Below are 18,736 nucleotides of genomic sequence, written 5' to 3' on the forward strand. Positions count from 1 at the left end.
GATTTAACACTGGCGCAACGCTAACGAGTGATATAGTCTCTGACCGTTTGCCGGCATGATGCCCCTGATGACGGAACACCTGATACTGCGTATGAAAAAAAGTTTCCCAACTCTGCTGGCCACTCTGGTTTGGTCGGCGCTTTACAGCCAGCACGCGCTGGCCGATCTCGCTGAACAGTGCATGCTGGGTGTACCTACGTACAACAGACCACTGGTAACTGGCGATCCCAATCAGCTGCCGGTCAATATTCAGGCCGATAAAACCGAAGCCAACTACCCAGACAGCGCCAAATTCACCGGTAATGTTAACATCCAGCAGGGCAACAGCGTCATGACTGCCGAGCAGGTGGAGCTGAACCAGTTGGATCCGGCAACGCAGGGCAGTACGCCCACGCGAACCATTACCGCGACGGGAAATGTCCACTACGATGACAATCAGGTTATCCTGAAAGGCCCTAAAGCCTGGGCCAACCTGAACACCAAAGATACCGACGTCTATGAAGGCGACTATCAGATGGTGGGCCGTCAAGGGCGTGGTTCCGCCGACAAAATGAAAATGCGTGACAGCAATCGCTACACCATTCTGGAAAACGGCTCCTTCACTTCCTGTCTGCCGGGAGATAATAGCTGGAGTGTCGTCGGTTCGGAAGTGATTCAAGACAGAGAAGAGCAGGTTGCTGAAATCTGGAACGCGCGTTTCAAGATTGCTGGCGTACCTGTGTTCTATAGCCCGTATTTGCAGCTTCCTATCGGTGATAAACGACGCTCTGGCTTCCTGATCCCTAATGCGAAATATGGCAGCAGCAATGGTTTTGAACTGCTGACGCCCTATTACTGGAACATCGCGCCTAATTTTGACGCCACGATCACCCCGCACCTGCAAACTAAACGTGGTATGCAGTGGCAGAACGAATTCCGCTACCTGACCACGCCGGGCCTTGGTGTCATTCAGTTCGACTGGCTGCCCAGCGACAATGAATATGCTAAAGTCGCCCCGCTGGATAATAACGACACCCGCTGGTTGTTCCACTGGGGTCACAGCGGCGTGATGGATCAGGTATGGCGTTTTAACGCAGACTACACAAAAGTCAGCGATGACCGCTACTTCACCGATCTGGACTCGAATTACGGGTCAACTACCGATGGCTACGTCACCCAAAAATTCAGTGCGGGTTACGCGAACCAAAACTGGAACGCCACGGTGTCCACGAAACAGTTCCAGGTCTTTTCCAATGCGACCAGCCGCGATGTCTATCGTGCTGAGCCGCAGTTCGATATCAATTACTACCAAAATGATATCGGCCCGGTTGATATGCACCTTTATGGTCAGGCGGTAAAATTTACCAACGTCAACGACAACCGGCCAGAAGCGACTCGCCTGCACGTTGAGCCAACGTTGAATCTGCCGTTGGCAAACCGTTGGGCCAGCCTGAATACCGAAGCCAAGCTATTGGCGACGCACTATCAACAGGACAATCTGGATCGCTATCGTACAGCCTCGACGCCAAACATTTCTCAGGGTACAAAAGATGCACTGAAAGACTCGGTGAATCGGGTGATGCCGCAATATAAAGTCGATGGCAAGATGGTCTTTGAGCGCGAAATGGACTGGTCGCAGGCTTATACCCAGACGCTGGAACCTCGCGCGCAGTACCTGTATGTCCCTTATCGCGATCAGAGCAGCATTCATACCTATGACTCCACGCTGATGCAGACCGACTATTCAGGCCTGTTCCGCGATCGCAGTTACAGCGGTCTGGACCGCATCGCGTCCGCGAATCAGCTTGTGACCGGTGTCACCACGCGTATTTATGATGATGCGTTGGTTGAACGTTTTAACGCTTCTATTGGTCAAATCTATTACTTTGATCGCCCACGCACGGGTGACCGCAACACGTCGCTCGATAAAAGCGATAACAACGGTAGCCAGGTATGGGCCGGTGACTCCTTCCTGAAAATCGATGACAGATGGGGTGTTCGTGGCGGTCTGCAGTATGACAATCGCCTGAACGAAGTCGCGCTGGGTGATGCCGTGTTAGAATACCGCCGTGATGCGGAACGTCTGGTGCAGCTGAATTATCGTTACGCGAGCCCAGAATATATTCGAGACATGATCCCTAATGTCACGAACCCTGGCTTCCAGCAAGGTATTTCGCAGGTCGGTATCACCGCGAGCTGGCCGATTGTCGAGCGCTGGGCCGTGGTTGGCGCTTATTATTACGACACTAAGGCCAATCAGCCGGCGAACCAGCTTATTGGCTTACAGTACAATACCTGCTGTTGGGCCGTGAGCGTCGGTTATGAACGTAAAATTACCGACTGGAACAGCGTCAGCCGCAGCAGCGAATACGACAACAGAGTGTCGTTTAATATCGAATTACGTGGTTTAAGCAGTAATTACAGTCTGGGTTCTGAAAAAATGCTGCGCTCAGGTATTCTGCCTTACCAGCGCGCATTCTGATGTCACCCAGAGTGTTAGTAGCAAGCAGGCTGTCTCACTGAAACGTTGGAACTTTTAACCCGCCTTGCGGATGAAATAATGGGAAAGGTATGAAGAACTGGAGAACGCTTATTCTCGGATTGGCACTGAGTGCCTCTACCGCGTTCGCAGCACCACAGGTGGTTGATAAAGTCGCAGCAGTGGTCGACAACAGCGTCGTGTTGGAAAGTGATGTAAACAGTCTTTTGCAGTCGGTAAAACTGAACGCCCAGCAGGCCGGACAGCAGTTGCCTGATGATGCCACGTTGCGCCATCAGATTACCGACCGTTTAATTATGGATAACATCATCCTGCAAATGGCGCAGAAGATGGGTATCCAGGTGACGGATGAGCAACTGAATCAGGCGATTACCAATATTGCCGCTCAGAACCGGATGTCTCTGGACCAGCTAAAAAGCCAGTTGGCTTATGAAGGTCTGAACTACAACACCTACCGTAACCAGATTCGCAAAGAGATGCTGATCTCGGAAGTGCGTAACAACGAAGTCCGTCGTCGCGTTACCGTACTGCCGCAGGAAGTCGATACGCTGGCTAAGCAGATCGCCAACCAGACCGGTGAAAACGATGAGCTGAACCTGAGCCACATTCTGATTCCCTTGCCGGAAAACCCCACTCAGCAGCAGGTTGATGAAGCGGAAAATCTGGCAACGTCGCTGGTGAAACAAATCAGTGAAGGCGCAGATTTTGGTAAGTTGGCCATCACCTATTCGGCTGACTCTCAGGCGCTGAAAGGCGGCCAGATGGGCTGGGGTAAACTGCAAGAGATCCCAACGCTGTTTGCCGAGCGCTTAACTCAGGCGCAGAAAGGTCAGGTCGTTGGCCCGATCCGTTCCGGCGTAGGTTTCCACATTCTGAAAGTGAACGATATTCGCGGCGGTAACAAAAGCGTATCGGTAACCGAAACCCATGCTCGCCATATTCTGATCAAGCCTTCCGTCGTCATGACGGACAGTCAGGCGCAAGCCAAACTGGCCGAAGTGGCACAGCAGATCAAAAACGGCAGCACCGATTTCGCCTCGCAAGCCAAACTGCTCTCTCAGGATCCGGGTTCAGCGAATCAGGGCGGCGACCTTGGCTGGGCTTCTCCAGATATGTACGATCCGGCCTTCCGCGATGCGTTATTGAAACTGAAGAAAGGCGAAATCAGTCAGCCTGTTCATTCCTCTTTTGGCTGGCACCTGATTCAGTTGCTGGATACCCGTCAGGTGGATAAAACCGACGCGGCGCAAAAAGAGCAGGCTTACCGTATGATCTTTAACCGTAAATTCGCCGAAGAAGCACAAACCTGGATGCAGGAACAGCGTGCATCGGCGTATGTCAAAGTGATTAATGGCGCCACTAACTAATGCTGATTGAAACTCATGCAGACTGAGAGCAATACGCCACGCGTTGTGATCACCCCCGGCGAACCCGCCGGGATTGGCCCCGATCTGGTGATTGCTCTGGCTCAGCAGGCCTGGCCTGTGGAGCTGGTCATCTGTGCGGATCCCGAGCTGCTACTCAGTCGCGCGCTGCAGCTCTCTATGCCGCTGACGCTGCGTGACTATCAACCCGGTCACCCCGCACAGCCACAGCAGGCAGGTAGCCTCACCATCCTGCCGATCGCCGCACCGGCAACCATCATTCCAGGCCAGTTGAATGTCGCTAACAGCGCTTATGTCGTTGAGACGTTGGCGCGTGCTTGCGATGGCTGCCTGAACGGTGAATTTGCCGCGCTGATTACCGGCCCAGTGCATAAGGGCATTATCAACGATGCAGGCGTCCCATTCAGCGGACACACTGAATTTTTCGCCGATCGCAGCGGCTGTGACCGTGTTGTTATGATGCTGGCGACGGAAGAACTGCGTGTTGCCTTAGCGACCACGCATCTGCCGCTTGCCGCCGTCTCTGCGGCTATTACCCGTCAGAGCCTGCATGAAGTCATCACGATTTTGCACCATGATTTGCAGACAAAATTCGGCCTTGCTCAACCGCAGATCTACGTCTGTGGACTGAATCCTCATGCCGGAGAAGGCGGCCATATGGGCCGTGAAGAGCTGGATGTGATTAACCCGGCGCTGGACGAACTACGTCAGCAGGGCATCACGCTGGTTGGGCCGCTGCCTGCCGACACCCTTTTCCAGCCCAAATATCTGCAACACGCTGACGCCGTTTTGGCGATGTACCACGATCAAGGGCTCCCGGTTCTGAAATATCAGGGCTTCGGGCGCGCCGTTAATATCACGCTGGGGTTACCTTTTATTCGCACATCCGTTGACCACGGTACAGCACTTGAGCTGGCCGCAACGGGCAGTGCCGACCCCGGCAGCTTCATCACGGCATTAAATCTTGCCATTAAAATGATAAAACACAGTAATGAATAATCGCGTACACCAAGGTCACTTCGCCCGTAAACGTTTTGGGCAAAACTTTTTAAACGATCACTTCGTGATCGATAGCATCGTTTCGGCTATTCACCCTCAGCCAGGACAGGCAGTCGTAGAGATCGGCCCCGGCCTCGGCGCACTGACCGCCCCCGTAGGCGAACGAATGGATCGTTTCACCGTTATTGAGCTGGACAGGGATCTGGCCGCGCGGTTGGAAACACATCCGACGCTGAAAGATAAGCTGACAATTATTCAGCAAGATGCCATGACGATCGATTTCGCCGCGCTCGCCGAGCAAGCCGGCCAACCGCTGCGCGTTTTTGGCAACCTGCCGTATAATATTTCCACACCGCTGATGTTCCACCTGTTCAGCTATACTCAATCTATCCGCGACATGCACTTTATGTTGCAGAAAGAAGTGGTTAACCGTTTGGTTGCAGGGCCGAACAGCAAAGCGTTCGGACGCCTGAGCGTCATGGCACAGTATTATTGTCAGGTGATTCCGGTGCTTGAAGTGCCGCCGGAGGCCTTCAAGCCCGCGCCTAAAGTTGATTCCGCCGTAGTGCGACTCGTCCCTCATGCCGAGATCCCCTACCCGGTCAGCGACATTCGCGTACTGAGCCGCATCACCACTGAAGCGTTTAACCAGCGTCGTAAGACACTGCGTAACAGTCTGGGCAATCTGTTCACCCCAGATGTGCTCAGCGAGCTGGGGATTGATGCCACCAGCCGCGCAGAGAATGTGACCGTTGAGCAGTATTGCCGATTGGCAAACTGGTTAAGCGAGCATCCTGCAAAACAGGAATAACTGGAGTTCATCATGATTAATGCGCCCCGTGTTTGTGTACAGGTTCAGAGCTTCTACGTGGAATCACAATCGGAGCCTGATGAAGAACGTTTCGTGTTTGCTTACACGATTACGGTTCGCAATCTGGGGCGTCATGAAGTCCAGCTTTTGGGGCGTTATTGGCTGATCACCAACGGTAACGGTCGCCAGACTGAAGTTCAGGGTGAAGGTGTGGTCGGCGAACAGCCGATTATCCACCCTGGCAGCGAATTCCAATATACCAGCGGTGCCGTCATCGAAACGCCTCTCGGCACGATGGAAGGCCACTACCATATGACTGACCATCAGGGTAAAGCGTTTCAGGTTTCCATCCCCGTTTTCCGTCTGGCTATCCCTTCACTGATACATTAATTATGTCTACCTATTTAGTTGGCGATGTTCACGGCTGTTTAGTTGAACTCAAAGCGCTATTGGCGCAAGTTTCCTTTAATCCTGAGCAAGATACGCTGTGGTTAACCGGCGATTTAGTCGCACGCGGGCCGGATTCGCTTCAGGTTCTGCGCTTCGTTCGCTCTCTCGGTTCTTCTGTCCGCATGGTGCTCGGCAACCACGACCTGCACCTGTTGGCCGTTTATGCTGGCATCAGCCGTAACAAACCGAAAGATCGTATCAGCGATCTCCTCACAGCACCGGACGCAGACGAACTCATCAACTGGCTACGTCGCCAGCCGATCCTACAGGTTGATGACGATCTGAAGCTGATTATGGCGCACGCAGGCATCACGCCACAGTGGGATCTGCCGACAGCACTCATGTGCGCACGCGAAGTCGAAGCGATCCTGAGCAGCGACAGCTACCCGCTTTTCCTTGATGCCATGTATGGCGATATGCCGAACCACTGGAGCCCGGAGCTGAGCGGTCTGGCTCGCCTACGCTTTAGCACCAACGTCTTTACCCGTATGCGCTACTGCTTCTCCGGTGGGCAACTGGATATGCTCTGTAAAGAGCCGCCGAGTCAGGCACCTTCTCTGCTAAAACCGTGGTTTGATCTGCCAAGTCAGGTTACCGGAGAATATGCTATTGCCTTCGGTCACTGGGCATCGCTGGAAGGGAAAGGCACACCGGAAAATATTTACGCGCTGGATACCGGGTGCTGTTGGGGGGGAGAACTGACTATGCTGCGTTGGGACGATAAGCGCTATTTCACGCAACCGTCGCTTTCATCAAATACCGAACTCTCTGGCGATAACGCGTCCTGATCGGATGAGTCAATGCGCAAACGCATTCACCCTATCGCAACCGCGCCACTGTCACAGAAAGGGGAAAGCCGTCCCAGACTGAACCTTTTTGGATGAAGGAACGACTAGCTCCTCGGCGGGAATCGACCAGATACCGCCGCCAAGAAATCCGGCCAGACCAACGGCTTCTACGTTGCCTGACGGTAATTCACGGCGGCTTGGATCGCTCAGTCGGTCAGTATTCAGATTGCTGTTTCTATTCGTCATGCTTACTGTCTCCTATCTACCAAACACAGCGGCTTAACGACATCTCAATTTAACGACGAAAGCCGCTACTCGTTTTCATACTAGCGATGATAGATGACGGAAATGTGATCAATTCCCGCTAAGTCTCTCTCTCATTGTGGTTGCTTATGGGTTGCAACAGCAGGTTTTATCAGCGGTTGAGAAGCCGCAGAGTATTGCACCACCAGCATCCCCATCACGATTAATGCGACTCCCGCTATCCGCCCTAGCGTTGCAGGCTTCACCGCCAGCCCCATCAAGCCAAAATGATCGATAATCAGCGATGCCACAACCTGACCAGCAATCACACAGACAATAAAGCCTGAAGCGCCGAGCTTTGGCGTCAGCAATAACGCGGCGGTGATATAAGCAACGCCCGCCACGCCACCCAGCCAAATCCACCACGGCCCCTGTAAAGCAGGGCCAACCGCAGGCGTCGGTATTCGGGCAGCAAACAGGATCGGCAACAGCACACAAATACTGACCAGCAGTGAGACCAGCGTTGCCCAAAGTGGATGGCCTAACGCGCGCCCCAGCGCTGCATTGCTGGCAGCCTGAAAAGGCACAATGCTCCCGGCAAGCACAGCGATACCCAGCGGCAGCAGCAATGAGAGAGAAAAAGAAGAGAATAACGACATGGAACCCCCTGGCTCACACTATAAAGTTCACAACGTAATTGGGATGTTCCAATACTCAACCATCCACTAAACTGATGGAAATTCGTAATTCATACAGAAGGCATTCGTATAATGGATGATTTGCGTCGTATCGATATGAATCTGCTGCTAACGCTGCACGCGCTGTTGACGGAAAAACACGTCACGCGGGCAGCGCTGCGCCTGCACCGCAGTCAGCCTGCCGTTAGCCATTCACTATCACAGCTTCGCCAGATTTTTAACGATCCGCTGTTAGTCCGGCGTGAAGTTGGCCTGACGCTGACGACCCGCGCTCAGGCGCTACTCGCCCCGCTGGAACAGGCGCTGGATCAGTTGAACGGGCTTATCCAGACACCGCAGTTCGATCCGCGCCATACCACGCGGCATTTCCGTTTAGCACTCTCCGATTACGGTACGAATGCCGTCTTGCCAACGCTCATGCAGCATCTGCGCACACAGGCACCCGGCATTTCACTGGCTATCAGTCATGCCGGTCGTGAAATGATGCTGGCACAGTTGATCGATGGAGAAATCGACTTAGGCCTCGGCGTTTTTCCCGAACGCCCACCCGAGGTGCACGCCGAGCTTCTTTTTGAAGAGCAGTTTGCCTGTCTGGCCGACCGTGCCACGCTGCCGGAAAACGGTACGCTATCGTTTGAAGCGTGGCTGGAGCGGCCACATGTTCTGGTCACCATGCACCCTGACTCTGCCAATGAAGTGGACAACACGCTGGCTGCAAGCAATCTGTCGCGTAATGTCGTGTTAACGCTGCCCCACTGGCATGCAGCCATCAATCTTATTGCCGGTACTGACCTGATTTTGACCGCCGCGCGGCGTAGCATGGCACGGGTTAATACGCCCGATTTACACATTTTCCCGCCTCCGTTCACGATACCCGACTTTGCCTTCCAGCAAGTATGGCACACGCGACGCGAGAGCGATCCTGCGCATCGCTGGCTGAGACAAGTCATTTGGGAAAGCTGTCAGACGGCAAATTAAAACATCGGGTGAGAAAACGAAAAAACCCGCAACAAGGCGGGTTTAACGATTTATCGACAGCATGTTAGGCGCTTAGCGGCGTTCCAGAATTTCGAAGCAGTAACTGTGTGAGTTGCGCTCGTCAGCATCATGGAATTCGCTGAAAACAGACTGCCATTCATCCGGCTCGTAGTCAGGGAAATGCGTGTCGCCTTCCACTTCAGCATCAATGTGCGTCAGGTAGAGACGATTGGCCTGCGCCAGCATTTGCTGATAAATACTGCCGCCGCCAATCACCATCACTTCCTCAACGTCGCCCGCCGCCGCCAGCGCAGCGTCCAGCGAAGAGACCCAGGTCACACGATCGTCATCACCGGGATGATTGCTGACGACAATGTTCAGTCGGCCGGGCAGCGGCTGACCGATAGAACGGAAAGTATTACGCCCCATAATAATCGGCTTATTCAGCGTATTACGCTTAAACCACGCCAGATCGGCTGGCAAATGCCACGGCATCGCGTTTTCCATGCCAATCACGCGATCCACTGCCAGTGCAGCAATCAAACTAATAACCATGGTGAAAAAACCCTGTAGGTCAGAAAATTGCTGACACTATACGGAAAGCCCCTCCGCTCGTCGATATACAGATCTGGCGGAAATGTAATATAAGAGTTTTATACTCCCGGCCGTTTGCGGTAGAGCCAGATTCCCGGTAAAGACAGGCCGATAGAGAGCGCACCAACGATAAAACTCGCTTTCAGGAAATTGGTAATCATGACGCTCATCAGCGCTTCACTGTAGCCAAGATGCGAAATCTCCACCACCGAAATCATCGCCGTGTAGGCAGAAATACCGGGAAACATCGGGATTACGGCCGCGACGGTGAAGACTTTCGGATGCGCCAGCAGCCAGCGTGACCAGCGAATACCGATGATGCCAATCAGGATTGCTGCCAGAAACGACGCCCACTCAATATTCATACCGAAATGTATCGCCAGAAACCGTACGCCGTGCCCGACGCCACCCAGCAGCGCACAGTAGGGCAGCACTTTCAGCGGTACGTTGAAGACCATCGCAAAGCCCAGCGCAGGGACCGCCGCCAGCACCATATCCTGCAAGAGCGCCCACAGTAAACTTAAGCCCATCCGCGTAACCCCCACAGCGACATCGCCATCACAACGCCAATACAGGTTGCCAGCGTCAGTAAACTCGCGACCGTCCAGCGTGCCAGGCCGGTATTCACATGGCCTTTAAACATATCCGCTACGGCGTTAATCAGCGGGAAACCGGGAACTAACAGCAGCACGCTCGCCGCCATCGCCACCGTCGAGGTTTGAGAAAAAGTGGGTAAGCGCATCAACAGTCCAGATGCCGACGTCGCGACAAATGCCGTAATGCAGAAGTTGATCAGCGGATTCAGGTGTCGCGCCGTAAAAACCTGCCGAACGTACATTGCCAGGCCGCTGGCAATCAGCGTGACGATAAATGCGTCCCACCCGCCGCCGTTCAAACGGCTGAAGCAGCCGCAGGAGAGCGCCACAACGGAAACCATCAGCCAGCGCGGGTAGCGCAAGGGTTTGATATTCCCCAGACGCTTTTCCACACCCGCCACATCCAGCAGTTTATGCTCGGCCATGATGACCGCATGCTGAACTTCAATGACGACGTGCATATTAATGCCGCGGTCCACATTCTTCCGCGTCGACGTCAGGCAATGCCCTTGCATGATAGTGGTCAGGACAATCGAGTTTGCCGAGATTGAGCTCTCAACGCTATCAGCGCCCAGAGCCATCCCCAGCCGCGACGATAGCTGTTCCACGACCATACTCTCTGCGCCATGCTGTAACAGCAGCAGCGCACACTGGATGCACAATCGGGTTATTTCCCGCTGCTGTGGCGCTTCACCCATCCGTTTTGCGTCCCCTGTTTTTTCATTACTGACCTGTTTTTCATTACCGGCTTGTTTCCCATCACTGACCTGTTTTGCACCACGTAATGGTGCACGGCTCTCACATTCACTGACCATGTTGTTATCTCAACCCGCCCCTGAAATTAACCACAAAAAATGAAAGGACAATTGTTAACATATCGCCGCCGAATAACCAATAAGTGTGATGCGAATTCATTATTCTGGCGCTATCATTTCAAACGCTCTTACTCTTTTCACTCGCTGGAATGACCATGCTAGAAACATCGCTGTTTGTCGCCACCATCGCCACGCTGGGAATGCTCTCTCCCGGCCCTGACTTTTTCCTCGTCATCAAGAACGCCACGCGCTACCCACGCGTCGCCGCGCTGATGACCGCGTTTGGCGTAATCTGCGGCGTCGCAACCCATATGGCGTACTGTGTCGCCGGGCTGGCCGTCGTCATCACGACGACACCGTGGCTGTTTAATGTACTGAAATATGCTGGCGCCGCCTATCTGATCTGGATCGGTATTCAGGCGTTATTCGCGCGCGGTGGCAGCAAGATGGATGTTTCAACTCAGGGGCCGCAAAACGTCAGCCTGAAAAAAGCATTTCTGCAAGGTTACCTCTGTAACTTGCTTAACCCGAAAGCGACACTGTTCTTTCTGGCGATGTTCACACAGGTCCTGAATATCCACTCTGGTATCGGTGAAAAGCTGTGGTACGCCATGATTATCTGGCTGTTATCTGTCGTCTGGTGGCCGGTACTGGTGCTGCTTTTCCAAAGCGAACCCGTGCGGCGTGGGCTGGCTAAGGCGCAGAAACTGGTGGATAAACTGCTGGGCACGGTGCTTATCGCCTTGGGTATCAAAGTCGCGCTGGGTTAGGCTTGCGGAGTGTTTTTTAGCCTGAAGCGATTGGGTTCGTGATATGAATACCTTCCCAGTTTCCACTGGGAAGGTATGTTTGCGTTATTTCGAAGCGAGCTTAGTAGCTGGCATAATAAACCCGTATCCGATGTTGATCGGGATCTATCGCCACATATGTCAAACCGAAATCCATCTGGGTGACGTCCTGAATCAGGGTAATACCCCGTTCCTTCCAGCTTTCATACATCGCGTTCAGTGCAGCTTCACTCTCGACACGAATGGCCAATTCGCTACCACCGCCTGCCAGTTGGGCCACCGGTTTAACCTCATGTTTAGACCACACTCCCAATAACAACCCGGAGTCAAAGGCAAACATGGCAAAGTTTTCCGACTTCTCAACAGGTTTCAAATCAAACAGTTCACGATAGAAACGCTCACTGGTAACGGCATCTTCCACATATAAAATAATAAGATTTGGTGCGTTCATCAGGGATTCTCTGTAATCAGGTGAGTAATAAGCAGAAGGCTTCTGCTTGCCTGAATGCATCGTAGTACGCACCGCTGTCAATTTTTGTCAGTAGCCATTACTGCCGAGGAATGTCTTCTTTTTCATGCCACTCTTTTAATAACTGCTGGCGACGACGGGGATAACGCTGATCCAAAACCGTCATGCTACGGATACGTTCAGCCCTGAAATGACGAAACTGCTGACGAAGCTCGCACCAGGCGGCAATCACGTGCGTTTGATCGAAAAATCCTAATGCGAACGGCCAGATAATGCGCAGGGACTCATCGCCCTGAAGGTCGCAATAAGCAATCTCCGTACGGCGCTCCGCTCTGATAGCGTGACGCAAAGCGGATAAATCGATAACCACTGCGGGAGTAAATTCTGCCTTCCCCACTAATAACCCAGAAGAATCAAGCTCGTGGCGCAACTCTGGTGGTAATACCGCCGCAATTTTCATCAACGCATTACGGGCAGCGCCCCCTAAACGTTCATCAGTTCTTCTTGCTACCCAGCGCGAGCCCAATACTAATGCTTCAATTTCTTCTTCTGAAAACATCAGAGGAGGTAACATAAATCCTGGACGCAAGACGTATCCTAACCCTGCCTCCCCCTCAATATGCGCCCCCTGCGATTGTAATGTGGCAATATCACGATAGAGGGTTCTTTGGCTCACCCCTAATTTTTCCGCAAGATACGCTCCCGTTACAGGAAAACGGTGATGGCGTAAGATCTGTAAAAGATCGAGCAAACGTTGCGTTCTGGACATGATCTTACCTTGCTTAAAACGTGGGAAGTCTCTTCAATATTGGTCTGAAAGCATATTGATCGAAAAGAGGATTTCAGGCGAAGTAAAAATACAAAAAGCCAGCGCTGTTGCCAACGCTGGCTTTCATTATCTGCTTACTACCTACCGAAGTCGGTCAATCAGCCTTTAATCATCGCATGCATTTCCTGCACGGAAGTCACCTTCTCCGTCGGGTCTGCCGTCAACGACATTGCCGTGGCGAAACCACCGTTCAGCGTGGTGTCGTAATGCACCTTGTATTGCAGCGCGCTGCGGCGAATCAGCTTGGAGTCTTCAATCGCCTGACGTCCTGCGGTGGTGTTGACGATGTAGGTGTACTCACCGTTCTTGATGCGGTCCTGAATGTGCGGACGACCTTCATGAACCTTGTTCACCAGACGCGGATTAATGCCAGCTTCACCCAGTTCAATCGCCGTGCCGTGCGTCGCATCCAGTTCAAAACCGTGCTTCAGCAGCTTGGCCGCCAGATCTACCACGCGAGCCTTATCGCCTTCACGTACCGACAGCAGCGCGCGTCCGGTTTTCTTCATGTGCGAGCTACTGCCCAGCATCGCTTTGGCAAACGCTTCAGCAAACGTGCGGCCAACACCCATCACTTCACCGGTCGAACGCATTTCCGGCCCCAGAATCGGGTCGACGCCAGGGAATTTGTTGAACGGCAGCACCACTTCTTTCACCGAGTAGTACGGCGGGATAATTTCTTTCGTGACGCCCTGTTCAGCCAGCGTTTTGCCTGCCATCACACGAGCTGCGACTTTCGCCAACGGAACGCCAGTGGCTTTCGAGACAAACGGTACGGTACGTGCCGCACGCGGGTTCACTTCAATCAGATAAACTTCGTTATCCTTCACCGCGAACTGCACGTTCATCAGGCCGCGAACGCAGAGTTCAAACGCCAGTTTTTCAACCTGCTGACGCATCACGTCCTGAATCTCTTTGCTCAGCGTGTAGGCTGGCAGTGAACACGCTGAGTCACCGGAGTGAACCCCTGCCTGCTCGATGTGCTCCATGATGCCGCCAATCAGTACACGCTCACCGTCACAGATCGCATCGACATCGACTTCGATAGCATCGTCAAGGAAACGGTCTAACAGAACAGGCGCATCGTTAGACACGCTAACGGCGGTCTGGAAGTAGCGACGCAGGTCAATTTCGTCATACACGATTTCCATCGCGCGGCCGCCCAGAACATAAGAAGGACGGACAACCAGCGGGTAGCCGATGCCACGCGCTTTTTCTACCGCCTGTTCAATCGTCGCTACCGTAGCGTTAGCAGGCTGCTTCAGCCCCAGACGATTAACCGCCTGTTGGAACCGTTCACGGTCTTCTGCACGGTCAATCGCATCCGGACTGGTACCGATAACCGGCACACCTGCCGCTTCCAGCGCACGCGCCAGTTTCAGCGGCGTCTGGCCGCCGTACTGCACGATAACGCCTTTTGGCTTCTCGATACGGACAATTTCCAGCACGTCTTCAAACGTTACTGGCTCGAAATACAGACGGTCTGACGTGTCATAGTCTGTTGAAACGGTTTCCGGGTTGCAGTTGACCATGATGGTTTCATAGCCATCTTCACGCAGCGCCAGTGAAGCGTGGACGCAGCAGTAGTCAAATTCGATCCCTTGACCGATACGGTTCGGCCCGCCGCCCAGTACGATGATTTTGTCACGGTCCTGACTCGGATTAGCTTCACACTCTTCTTCATACGTGGAGTACATGTAAGCCGTGTCGGTCGCGAATTCTGCCGCACAGGTATCAACACGCTTGTACACCGGGTGCAGGTCGAACTTATCGCGCAGCTTGCGAATTTCGCTTTCCGCCACGCCAGCCAGTTTCGCCAGACGCGCATCGGCAAAGCCTTTACGCTTCAGCATACGCAGGAACTCGGCATCCAGCGCAGTTGCGCCTTTTTCTGCGACCTGCTCTTCCAGACGCACCAGCTCTTCAATCTGCACCAAGAACCAGCGGTCAACGTTAGTCAGGTTAAACACGCCATCAACAGACATCCCCGCACGGAAGGCATCGGCGATGTACCAGATACGCTCGGCACCCGCATCTTTCAGCTCGCGGCGGATTTTGGTCAGTGCTTCAGGGTCGTCTAAATCCACTTTCGGATCGAAGCCGGTTGCGCCCACTTCCAGGCCACGCAGTGCTTTCTGCAGGGATTCCTGCTGCGTGCGGCCAATCGCCATCACTTCACCCACAGATTTCATCTGCGTGGTCAGACGGTCGTTGGCACCAGCAAATTTCTCGAAGTTGAAACGTGGAATCTTAGTCACAACGTAGTCGATAGCAGGTTCGAAAGACGCTGGCGTACGGCCACCGGTGATGTCGTTCATCAGCTCATCGAGCGTGTAACCCACCGCCAGTTTGGCCGCGACTTTTGCAATCGGGAAGCCCGTCGCTTTAGACGCCAGCGCGGAAGAACGTGACACGCGCGGGTTCATTTCAATTACAATCAGACGACCTGTCTTCGGGTTCACCGAGAACTGGACGTTAGAACCGCCGGTTTCTACGCCGATTTCACGCAGTACCGCCATCGAGGCGTTACGCATGATTTGATATTCTTTATCGGTCAGCGTTTGCGCAGGTGCAACGGTGATGGAGTCTCCGGTGTGGATCCCCATCGCATCGAAGTTCTCGATGGAGCAGACGATGATGCAGTTGTCGTTCTTATCACGCACCACTTCCATCTCGTACTCTTTCCAACCGATCAGCGATTCATCGATCAACAGCTCTTTGGTTGGTGACAGATCCAGACCGCGTTCGCAGATCTCTTCAAACTCTTCACGGTTGTAAGCGATACCCCCACCGGTGCCGCCCATCGTAAAGGAAGGACGGATGATGCACGGGAAGCCGACGTCGGCCGCGACAGCCAGCGCTTCTTCCATATTGTGTGCAATGCCGGAACGCGCGGTATCCAGACCGATCTTCTTCATCGCGACGTCAAAGCGGCGGCGATCTTCTGCTTTATCAATCGCATCCGCCGTTGCACCAATCATGGTGACGCCGAATTCGGCCAGCACGCCCTGACGTTCCAGCTCCAGCGCACAGTTCAGCGCGGTCTGGCCGCCCATCGTTGGCAGCACCGCGTCTGGACGCTCTTTTTCAATGATTTTGCGCACCACTTCCCAGTGAATCGGCTCGATGTAGGTCGCATCGGCCATTTCCGGGTCGGTCATGATGGTTGCTGGATTGGAGTTCACCAGAATAACGCGGTAACCCTCTTCACGCAGCGCTTTACAGGCTTGTGCACCCGAGTAGTCAAACTCACACGCCTGGCCGATAACAATCGGGCCTGCGCCCAGAATCAGGATGCTTTTAATATCTGTACGTTTTGGCATTTTCTCGCTCCTGATTATTTAGCTGAAGAACGGTAAGTCTGAATCAAGTCAATAAAGTGGTCGAACAGTGGCGCAGCATCATGCGGGCCAGGGCTCGCTTCAGGGTGTCCCTGGAAGCTGAACGCTGGCTTATCCGTGCGGTGAATCCCCTGAACCGTGTGGTCAAACAGGGATTTATGCGTGACGCGCAGCGTGTCAGGCAGATTATCTTCATCAACCGCAAAGCCGTGGTTCTGTGCGGTGATCATCACGCAGTTGTTATCCAGATCTTTTACCGGATGGTTGCCGCCGTGGTGACCCAGCTTCATTTTGATGGTCTTCGCACCGCTCGCCAACGCCAGCAGTTGGTGACCCAAGCAGATACCGAATACCGGAATATCCGTTTCCAGGAAGGTTTTGATCGCGCGAATCGCGTAGTCACACGGCTCTGGGTCGCCCGGGCCGTTAGAAAGGAAAATACCGTCTGGATTCAACTTCAGCACATCTTCGGCAGGTGTCTGCGCCGGAACAACCGTCAGGCGGCAGCCGCGATCCACCAGCATACGCAAAATGTTGCGTTTCACACCGTAGTCATAAGCCACTACGTGGTAAGGCAGTTCGCTTTCGTTTTTCGCCGCAGGCAATTCACCTTCCAGCGTCCAGCTTCCCTGTAACCAGCTGTAGCTTTCTGCCGTCGTCACTTCTTTTGCCAGATCCATTCCCTTCAACCCAGGGAAGGCTTTCGCTTTCTCCAGCGCGACAGCGGCATCCGGCGCATCGCCCGCGATGATGCAGCCATTCTGCGCGCCTTTTTCACGCAGCAGACGGGTCAGTTTACGGGTATCGATATCAGCAATGGCGACGATGTTGTTGCGTTTGAGGTATTCAGACAGGCTTTCTTCACTACGGTAGTTGCTGGCAATCAGAGGTAAATCGCGAATAACCAGACCTTGAGCCTGTACAGAGGGGGATTCTTCATCGTTGGCATTGGCGCCGACATTACCGATATGGGGATAAGTGAGAGTGACAATCTGGCGGGAATAGGAAGGATCAGTAAGGATTTCTTGATAACCGGTCATCGACGTATTGAAGACCACTTCCCCCACTGCCGACCCTTCTGCCCCAATGGCCCGACCGTGGAATTGGGTTCCGTCTTCCAGAACCAATAGCGCTGACTTAATCAAAACACCCTCCAAGGAATAAACAATCACGTTATTTGCATATTAATTCAGATTCGAGCCACTAAATCAATGCAAAAACTACCTGTAAGGCCAATTTTTGGCAAATTGGGCGCATTTTAATGATGGTCTTCCTGATTGTCTACCCAAACCGCTTTTTTTCTCTTATTTTTATGCTTTCCGAAATAAATAGCCGCCCACTGACGTAAAAAACCACATCAACTTAGGTAAGTAAACGGTTGCGAGGCAACATCGTTAAAATAAGGATAACAAATCGCCAGCAAAGGGCATTTCAGGAGTAAAGGGGAAGTATTGCCGCTAAAAACACGAATAAAAAACAGATAAAAACAAATAATAGTAAAAAATTTAAACCAAAAGCTTAAAAATAAAGGTGATATTAAAAATAATCACCTTTATCAGTAAGATATAATTTTTTATAAAAAATTAAAAACTATAAATCATCCAGATAAAGCACATCTCTCATATCGAAAAGACCGCTTTCTTTCGAACCAATCCAGATAGCGGCTCTTACCGCACCATTGGCAAACGTCATACGGCTGGATGCCTTGTGGGTAATCTCAACGCGCTCGCCAATATCCGCAAACATCGCCGTATGTTCACCGACAATGTCACCCGCCCGCACGGTCGCAAAACCAATGCTTTTCGGATCGCGTTCACCGGTATGACCTTCACGCGCATACACGGCACAAGACTTCAGATCGCGTCCCAGCGCATCGGCAATCGCTTCGCCCATCGCCAGCGCGGTGCCAGACGGCGCATCCACTTTGTGGCGATGGTGTGCTTCGATGATTTCGATATCAGTATAGTCGCCCATGACCTTCGCCGCTTTTTCCAGCAGCTTCAGCATAACATTGACGCCAACGCTGAAGTTCGCGGCAAACACAATTCCGATATCTTGTGCAGCCTGCTTAATCGCCGCCTTCCCTGCGTCATCAAAGCCGGTTGTCCCAATAATCATGCCCTTACGGTGCTGACGACAAAATGCCAAATGCGCTAAGGTGCCTTCCGGACGGGTGAAGTCGATCAAGATATCGAAATCATTCTGTACGGCATCCAGGCTTTCATTCACGGTAATACCATTTTTACCCAGCCCGGCGAGTTCACCTGCATCGCTGCCTATCAGAGACGAACCAGAACGTTCCAGCGCCGCGCCCAATACCACGCCGTCCATTTGCTCGATGGCCTGAATCAGCTGGCGTCCCATACGGCCGCCCGCACCTACAACCGCAATACGGATGGATGAATCCTTCATAATGTCTCTCTCTTTTTGATCCTGACGACATAAAAATAACATCAGGTTAACGGGCACTGCG

General features: G+C 53.0%; 18 protein-coding genes. 8 read left to right on the forward strand and 10 right to left on the reverse strand.

Translation table 11 applies throughout. The annotated features are described in order from the left end of the window. Positions 1–55: 55 nt before the first annotated feature. The 6 genes from lptD to apaH all read left to right on the forward strand — a co-directional run bounded on the left by lptD (position 56) and on the right by apaH (position 6,912). Positions 56–2,461 carry an LPS assembly protein LptD gene (gene lptD, locus R9X49_RS16405; protein ID WP_319849404.1) on the forward strand — a complete coding sequence of 802 codons (2,406 nt, stop codon included), beginning with the start codon at positions 56–58 and terminating at the stop codon, positions 2,459–2,461. A gap of 89 nt (positions 2,462–2,550) precedes the next feature. After that, entirely contained in the window at positions 2,551–3,846 is a 1,296-nt protein-coding gene (gene surA / locus R9X49_RS16410; RefSeq protein ID WP_319849405.1) for a peptidylprolyl isomerase SurA, read from the forward strand. Between the two features lie 15 nt (positions 3,847–3,861). Next, the gene (pdxA, locus tag R9X49_RS16415) at positions 3,862–4,863 is read left to right on the forward strand and encodes a 4-hydroxythreonine-4-phosphate dehydrogenase PdxA (protein ID WP_319849406.1); all 1,002 of its coding nucleotides are present in this window, start codon (positions 3,862–3,864) and stop codon (positions 4,861–4,863) included. Next, the gene (rsmA, locus tag R9X49_RS16420; RefSeq protein ID WP_319849407.1) at positions 4,856–5,674 is read left to right on the forward strand and encodes a 16S rRNA (adenine(1518)-N(6)/adenine(1519)-N(6))-dimethyltransferase RsmA; all 819 of its coding nucleotides are present in this window, start codon (positions 4,856–4,858) and stop codon (positions 5,672–5,674) included. Before pdxA ends, rsmA begins: the two co-directional genes overlap by 8 nt. Positions 5,675–5,686: 12 nt before the next feature. Then, a complete protein-coding gene (gene apaG / locus R9X49_RS16425; RefSeq protein WP_015841767.1) occupies positions 5,687–6,064 on the forward strand; it encodes a Co2+/Mg2+ efflux protein ApaG in 378 nt (125 codons plus the stop codon). Positions 6,065–6,066: 2 nt separating this feature from the next. After that, on the forward strand, positions 6,067–6,912 hold the full coding sequence (gene apaH / locus R9X49_RS16430; protein WP_319849408.1) for a bis(5'-nucleosyl)-tetraphosphatase (symmetrical) ApaH: 846 nt from the start codon (positions 6,067–6,069) through the stop codon (positions 6,910–6,912). A gap of 51 nt (positions 6,913–6,963) precedes the next feature. Here apaH and R9X49_RS16435 read toward each other — a convergent pair whose 3' ends face one another. Both R9X49_RS16435 and R9X49_RS16440 read right to left on the reverse strand, forming a co-directional pair. Next, on the reverse strand, positions 6,964–7,158 hold the full coding sequence (locus R9X49_RS16435; protein WP_319849410.1) for a hypothetical protein: 195 nt from the start codon (positions 7,156–7,158) through the stop codon (positions 6,964–6,966). A gap of 131 nt (positions 7,159–7,289) precedes the next feature. After that, complete coding sequence (locus R9X49_RS16440) at positions 7,290–7,814, reverse strand: DMT family transporter (protein WP_319849411.1); 525 nt, start codon at positions 7,812–7,814, stop codon at positions 7,290–7,292. Between the two features lie 111 nt (positions 7,815–7,925). Between R9X49_RS16440 and R9X49_RS16445 the strand changes: the two genes are divergently transcribed. After that, on the forward strand, positions 7,926–8,831 hold the full coding sequence (locus tag R9X49_RS16445) for a LysR family transcriptional regulator (RefSeq protein ID WP_319849412.1): 906 nt from the start codon (positions 7,926–7,928) through the stop codon (positions 8,829–8,831). A gap of 72 nt (positions 8,832–8,903) precedes the next feature. On the opposite strand, the gene folA is transcribed toward R9X49_RS16445, so the two are convergent. From folA to R9X49_RS16460, 3 genes are all read right to left on the reverse strand, one after another. Further along, positions 8,904–9,386: a type 3 dihydrofolate reductase gene (gene folA, locus R9X49_RS16450; RefSeq protein WP_010299774.1), complete on the reverse strand. Its 483-nt coding sequence runs from the start codon at positions 9,384–9,386 to the stop codon at positions 8,904–8,906. Between the two features lie 98 nt (positions 9,387–9,484). Next, complete coding sequence (locus R9X49_RS16455; RefSeq protein WP_010681755.1) at positions 9,485–9,955, reverse strand: threonine/serine exporter; 471 nt, start codon at positions 9,953–9,955, stop codon at positions 9,485–9,487. Beyond that, a complete protein-coding gene (locus R9X49_RS16460) occupies positions 9,946–10,719 on the reverse strand; it encodes a threonine/serine exporter family protein (protein WP_271878972.1) in 774 nt (257 codons plus the stop codon). Before R9X49_RS16460 ends, R9X49_RS16455 begins: the two co-directional genes overlap by 10 nt. A gap of 272 nt (positions 10,720–10,991) precedes the next feature. Between R9X49_RS16460 and R9X49_RS16465 the strand changes: the two genes are divergently transcribed. Continuing rightward, the gene (locus R9X49_RS16465; RefSeq protein ID WP_319849413.1) at positions 10,992–11,606 is read left to right on the forward strand and encodes a LysE family translocator; all 615 of its coding nucleotides are present in this window, start codon (positions 10,992–10,994) and stop codon (positions 11,604–11,606) included. A 100-nt stretch (positions 11,607–11,706) separates the two neighbouring features. On the opposite strand, the gene R9X49_RS16470 is transcribed toward R9X49_RS16465, so the two are convergent. The 5 genes from R9X49_RS16470 to dapB all read right to left on the reverse strand — a co-directional run bounded on the left by R9X49_RS16470 (position 11,707) and on the right by dapB (position 18,675). After that, positions 11,707–12,075 (reverse strand): VOC family protein, encoded by a 369-nt coding sequence (locus R9X49_RS16470; protein WP_319849414.1) that lies wholly within the window; start codon positions 12,073–12,075, stop codon positions 11,707–11,709. Between the two features lie 97 nt (positions 12,076–12,172). Beyond that, complete coding sequence (locus tag R9X49_RS16475) at positions 12,173–12,862, reverse strand: YafY family protein (RefSeq protein ID WP_319849415.1); 690 nt, start codon at positions 12,860–12,862, stop codon at positions 12,173–12,175. Positions 12,863–13,020: 158 nt separating this feature from the next. Beyond that, on the reverse strand, positions 13,021–16,245 hold the full coding sequence (gene carB / locus R9X49_RS16480) for a carbamoyl-phosphate synthase large subunit (protein WP_319849417.1): 3,225 nt from the start codon (positions 16,243–16,245) through the stop codon (positions 13,021–13,023). A gap of 14 nt (positions 16,246–16,259) precedes the next feature. Next, positions 16,260–17,408, reverse strand: a complete 1,149-nt coding sequence (carA, locus tag R9X49_RS16485) for a glutamine-hydrolyzing carbamoyl-phosphate synthase small subunit (protein ID WP_039324200.1) — start codon at positions 17,406–17,408, stop codon at positions 16,260–16,262. A gap of 445 nt (positions 17,409–17,853) precedes the next feature. Beyond that, complete coding sequence (dapB, locus tag R9X49_RS16490; protein WP_319849418.1) at positions 17,854–18,675, reverse strand: 4-hydroxy-tetrahydrodipicolinate reductase; 822 nt, start codon at positions 18,673–18,675, stop codon at positions 17,854–17,856. Positions 18,676–18,736 lie beyond the last annotated feature (61 nt).

This window comes from Pectobacterium carotovorum, from assembly GCF_033898505.1.
GTDB classification, from domain to species: domain Bacteria; phylum Pseudomonadota; class Gammaproteobacteria; order Enterobacterales; family Enterobacteriaceae; genus Pectobacterium; species Pectobacterium carotovorum_J.

Bases quoted from the DNA above. Each gene is read 5' to 3' on its own strand.
- dapB (WP_319849418.1), bottom strand. From the start codon at position 18,675: ATGAAGGATTCATCCATCCGTATTGCGGTTGTAGGTGCGGGCGGCCGT.
- surA (WP_319849405.1), top strand. From the start codon at position 2,551: ATGAAGAACTGGAGAACGCTTATTCTCGGATTGGCACTGAGTGCCTCT.
- carB (WP_319849417.1), bottom strand. From the start codon at position 16,245: ATGCCAAAACGTACAGATATTAAAAGCATCCTGATTCTGGGCGCAGGC.
- pdxA (WP_319849406.1), top strand. From the start codon at position 3,862: ATGCAGACTGAGAGCAATACGCCACGCGTTGTGATCACCCCCGGCGAA.
- rsmA (WP_319849407.1), top strand. From the start codon at position 4,856: ATGAATAATCGCGTACACCAAGGTCACTTCGCCCGTAAACGTTTTGGG.
- R9X49_RS16455 (WP_010681755.1), bottom strand. From the start codon at position 9,955: ATGGGCTTAAGTTTACTGTGGGCGCTCTTGCAGGATATGGTGCTGGCG.
- R9X49_RS16445 (WP_319849412.1), top strand. From the start codon at position 7,926: ATGGATGATTTGCGTCGTATCGATATGAATCTGCTGCTAACGCTGCAC.
- folA (WP_010299774.1), bottom strand. From the start codon at position 9,386: ATGGTTATTAGTTTGATTGCTGCACTGGCAGTGGATCGCGTGATTGGC.
- lptD (WP_319849404.1), top strand. From the start codon at position 56: ATGATGCCCCTGATGACGGAACACCTGATACTGCGTATGAAAAAAAGT.
- R9X49_RS16460 (WP_271878972.1), bottom strand. From the start codon at position 10,719: ATGGGTGAAGCGCCACAGCAGCGGGAAATAACCCGATTGTGCATCCAG.
- R9X49_RS16440 (WP_319849411.1), bottom strand. From the start codon at position 7,814: ATGTCGTTATTCTCTTCTTTTTCTCTCTCATTGCTGCTGCCGCTGGGT.
- R9X49_RS16470 (WP_319849414.1), bottom strand. From the start codon at position 12,075: ATGAACGCACCAAATCTTATTATTTTATATGTGGAAGATGCCGTTACC.
- apaG (WP_015841767.1), top strand. From the start codon at position 5,687: ATGATTAATGCGCCCCGTGTTTGTGTACAGGTTCAGAGCTTCTACGTG.
- R9X49_RS16475 (WP_319849415.1), bottom strand. From the start codon at position 12,862: ATGTCCAGAACGCAACGTTTGCTCGATCTTTTACAGATCTTACGCCAT.
- apaH (WP_319849408.1), top strand. From the start codon at position 6,067: ATGTCTACCTATTTAGTTGGCGATGTTCACGGCTGTTTAGTTGAACTC.
- R9X49_RS16465 (WP_319849413.1), top strand. From the start codon at position 10,992: ATGCTAGAAACATCGCTGTTTGTCGCCACCATCGCCACGCTGGGAATG.
- R9X49_RS16435 (WP_319849410.1), bottom strand. From the start codon at position 7,158: ATGACGAATAGAAACAGCAATCTGAATACTGACCGACTGAGCGATCCA.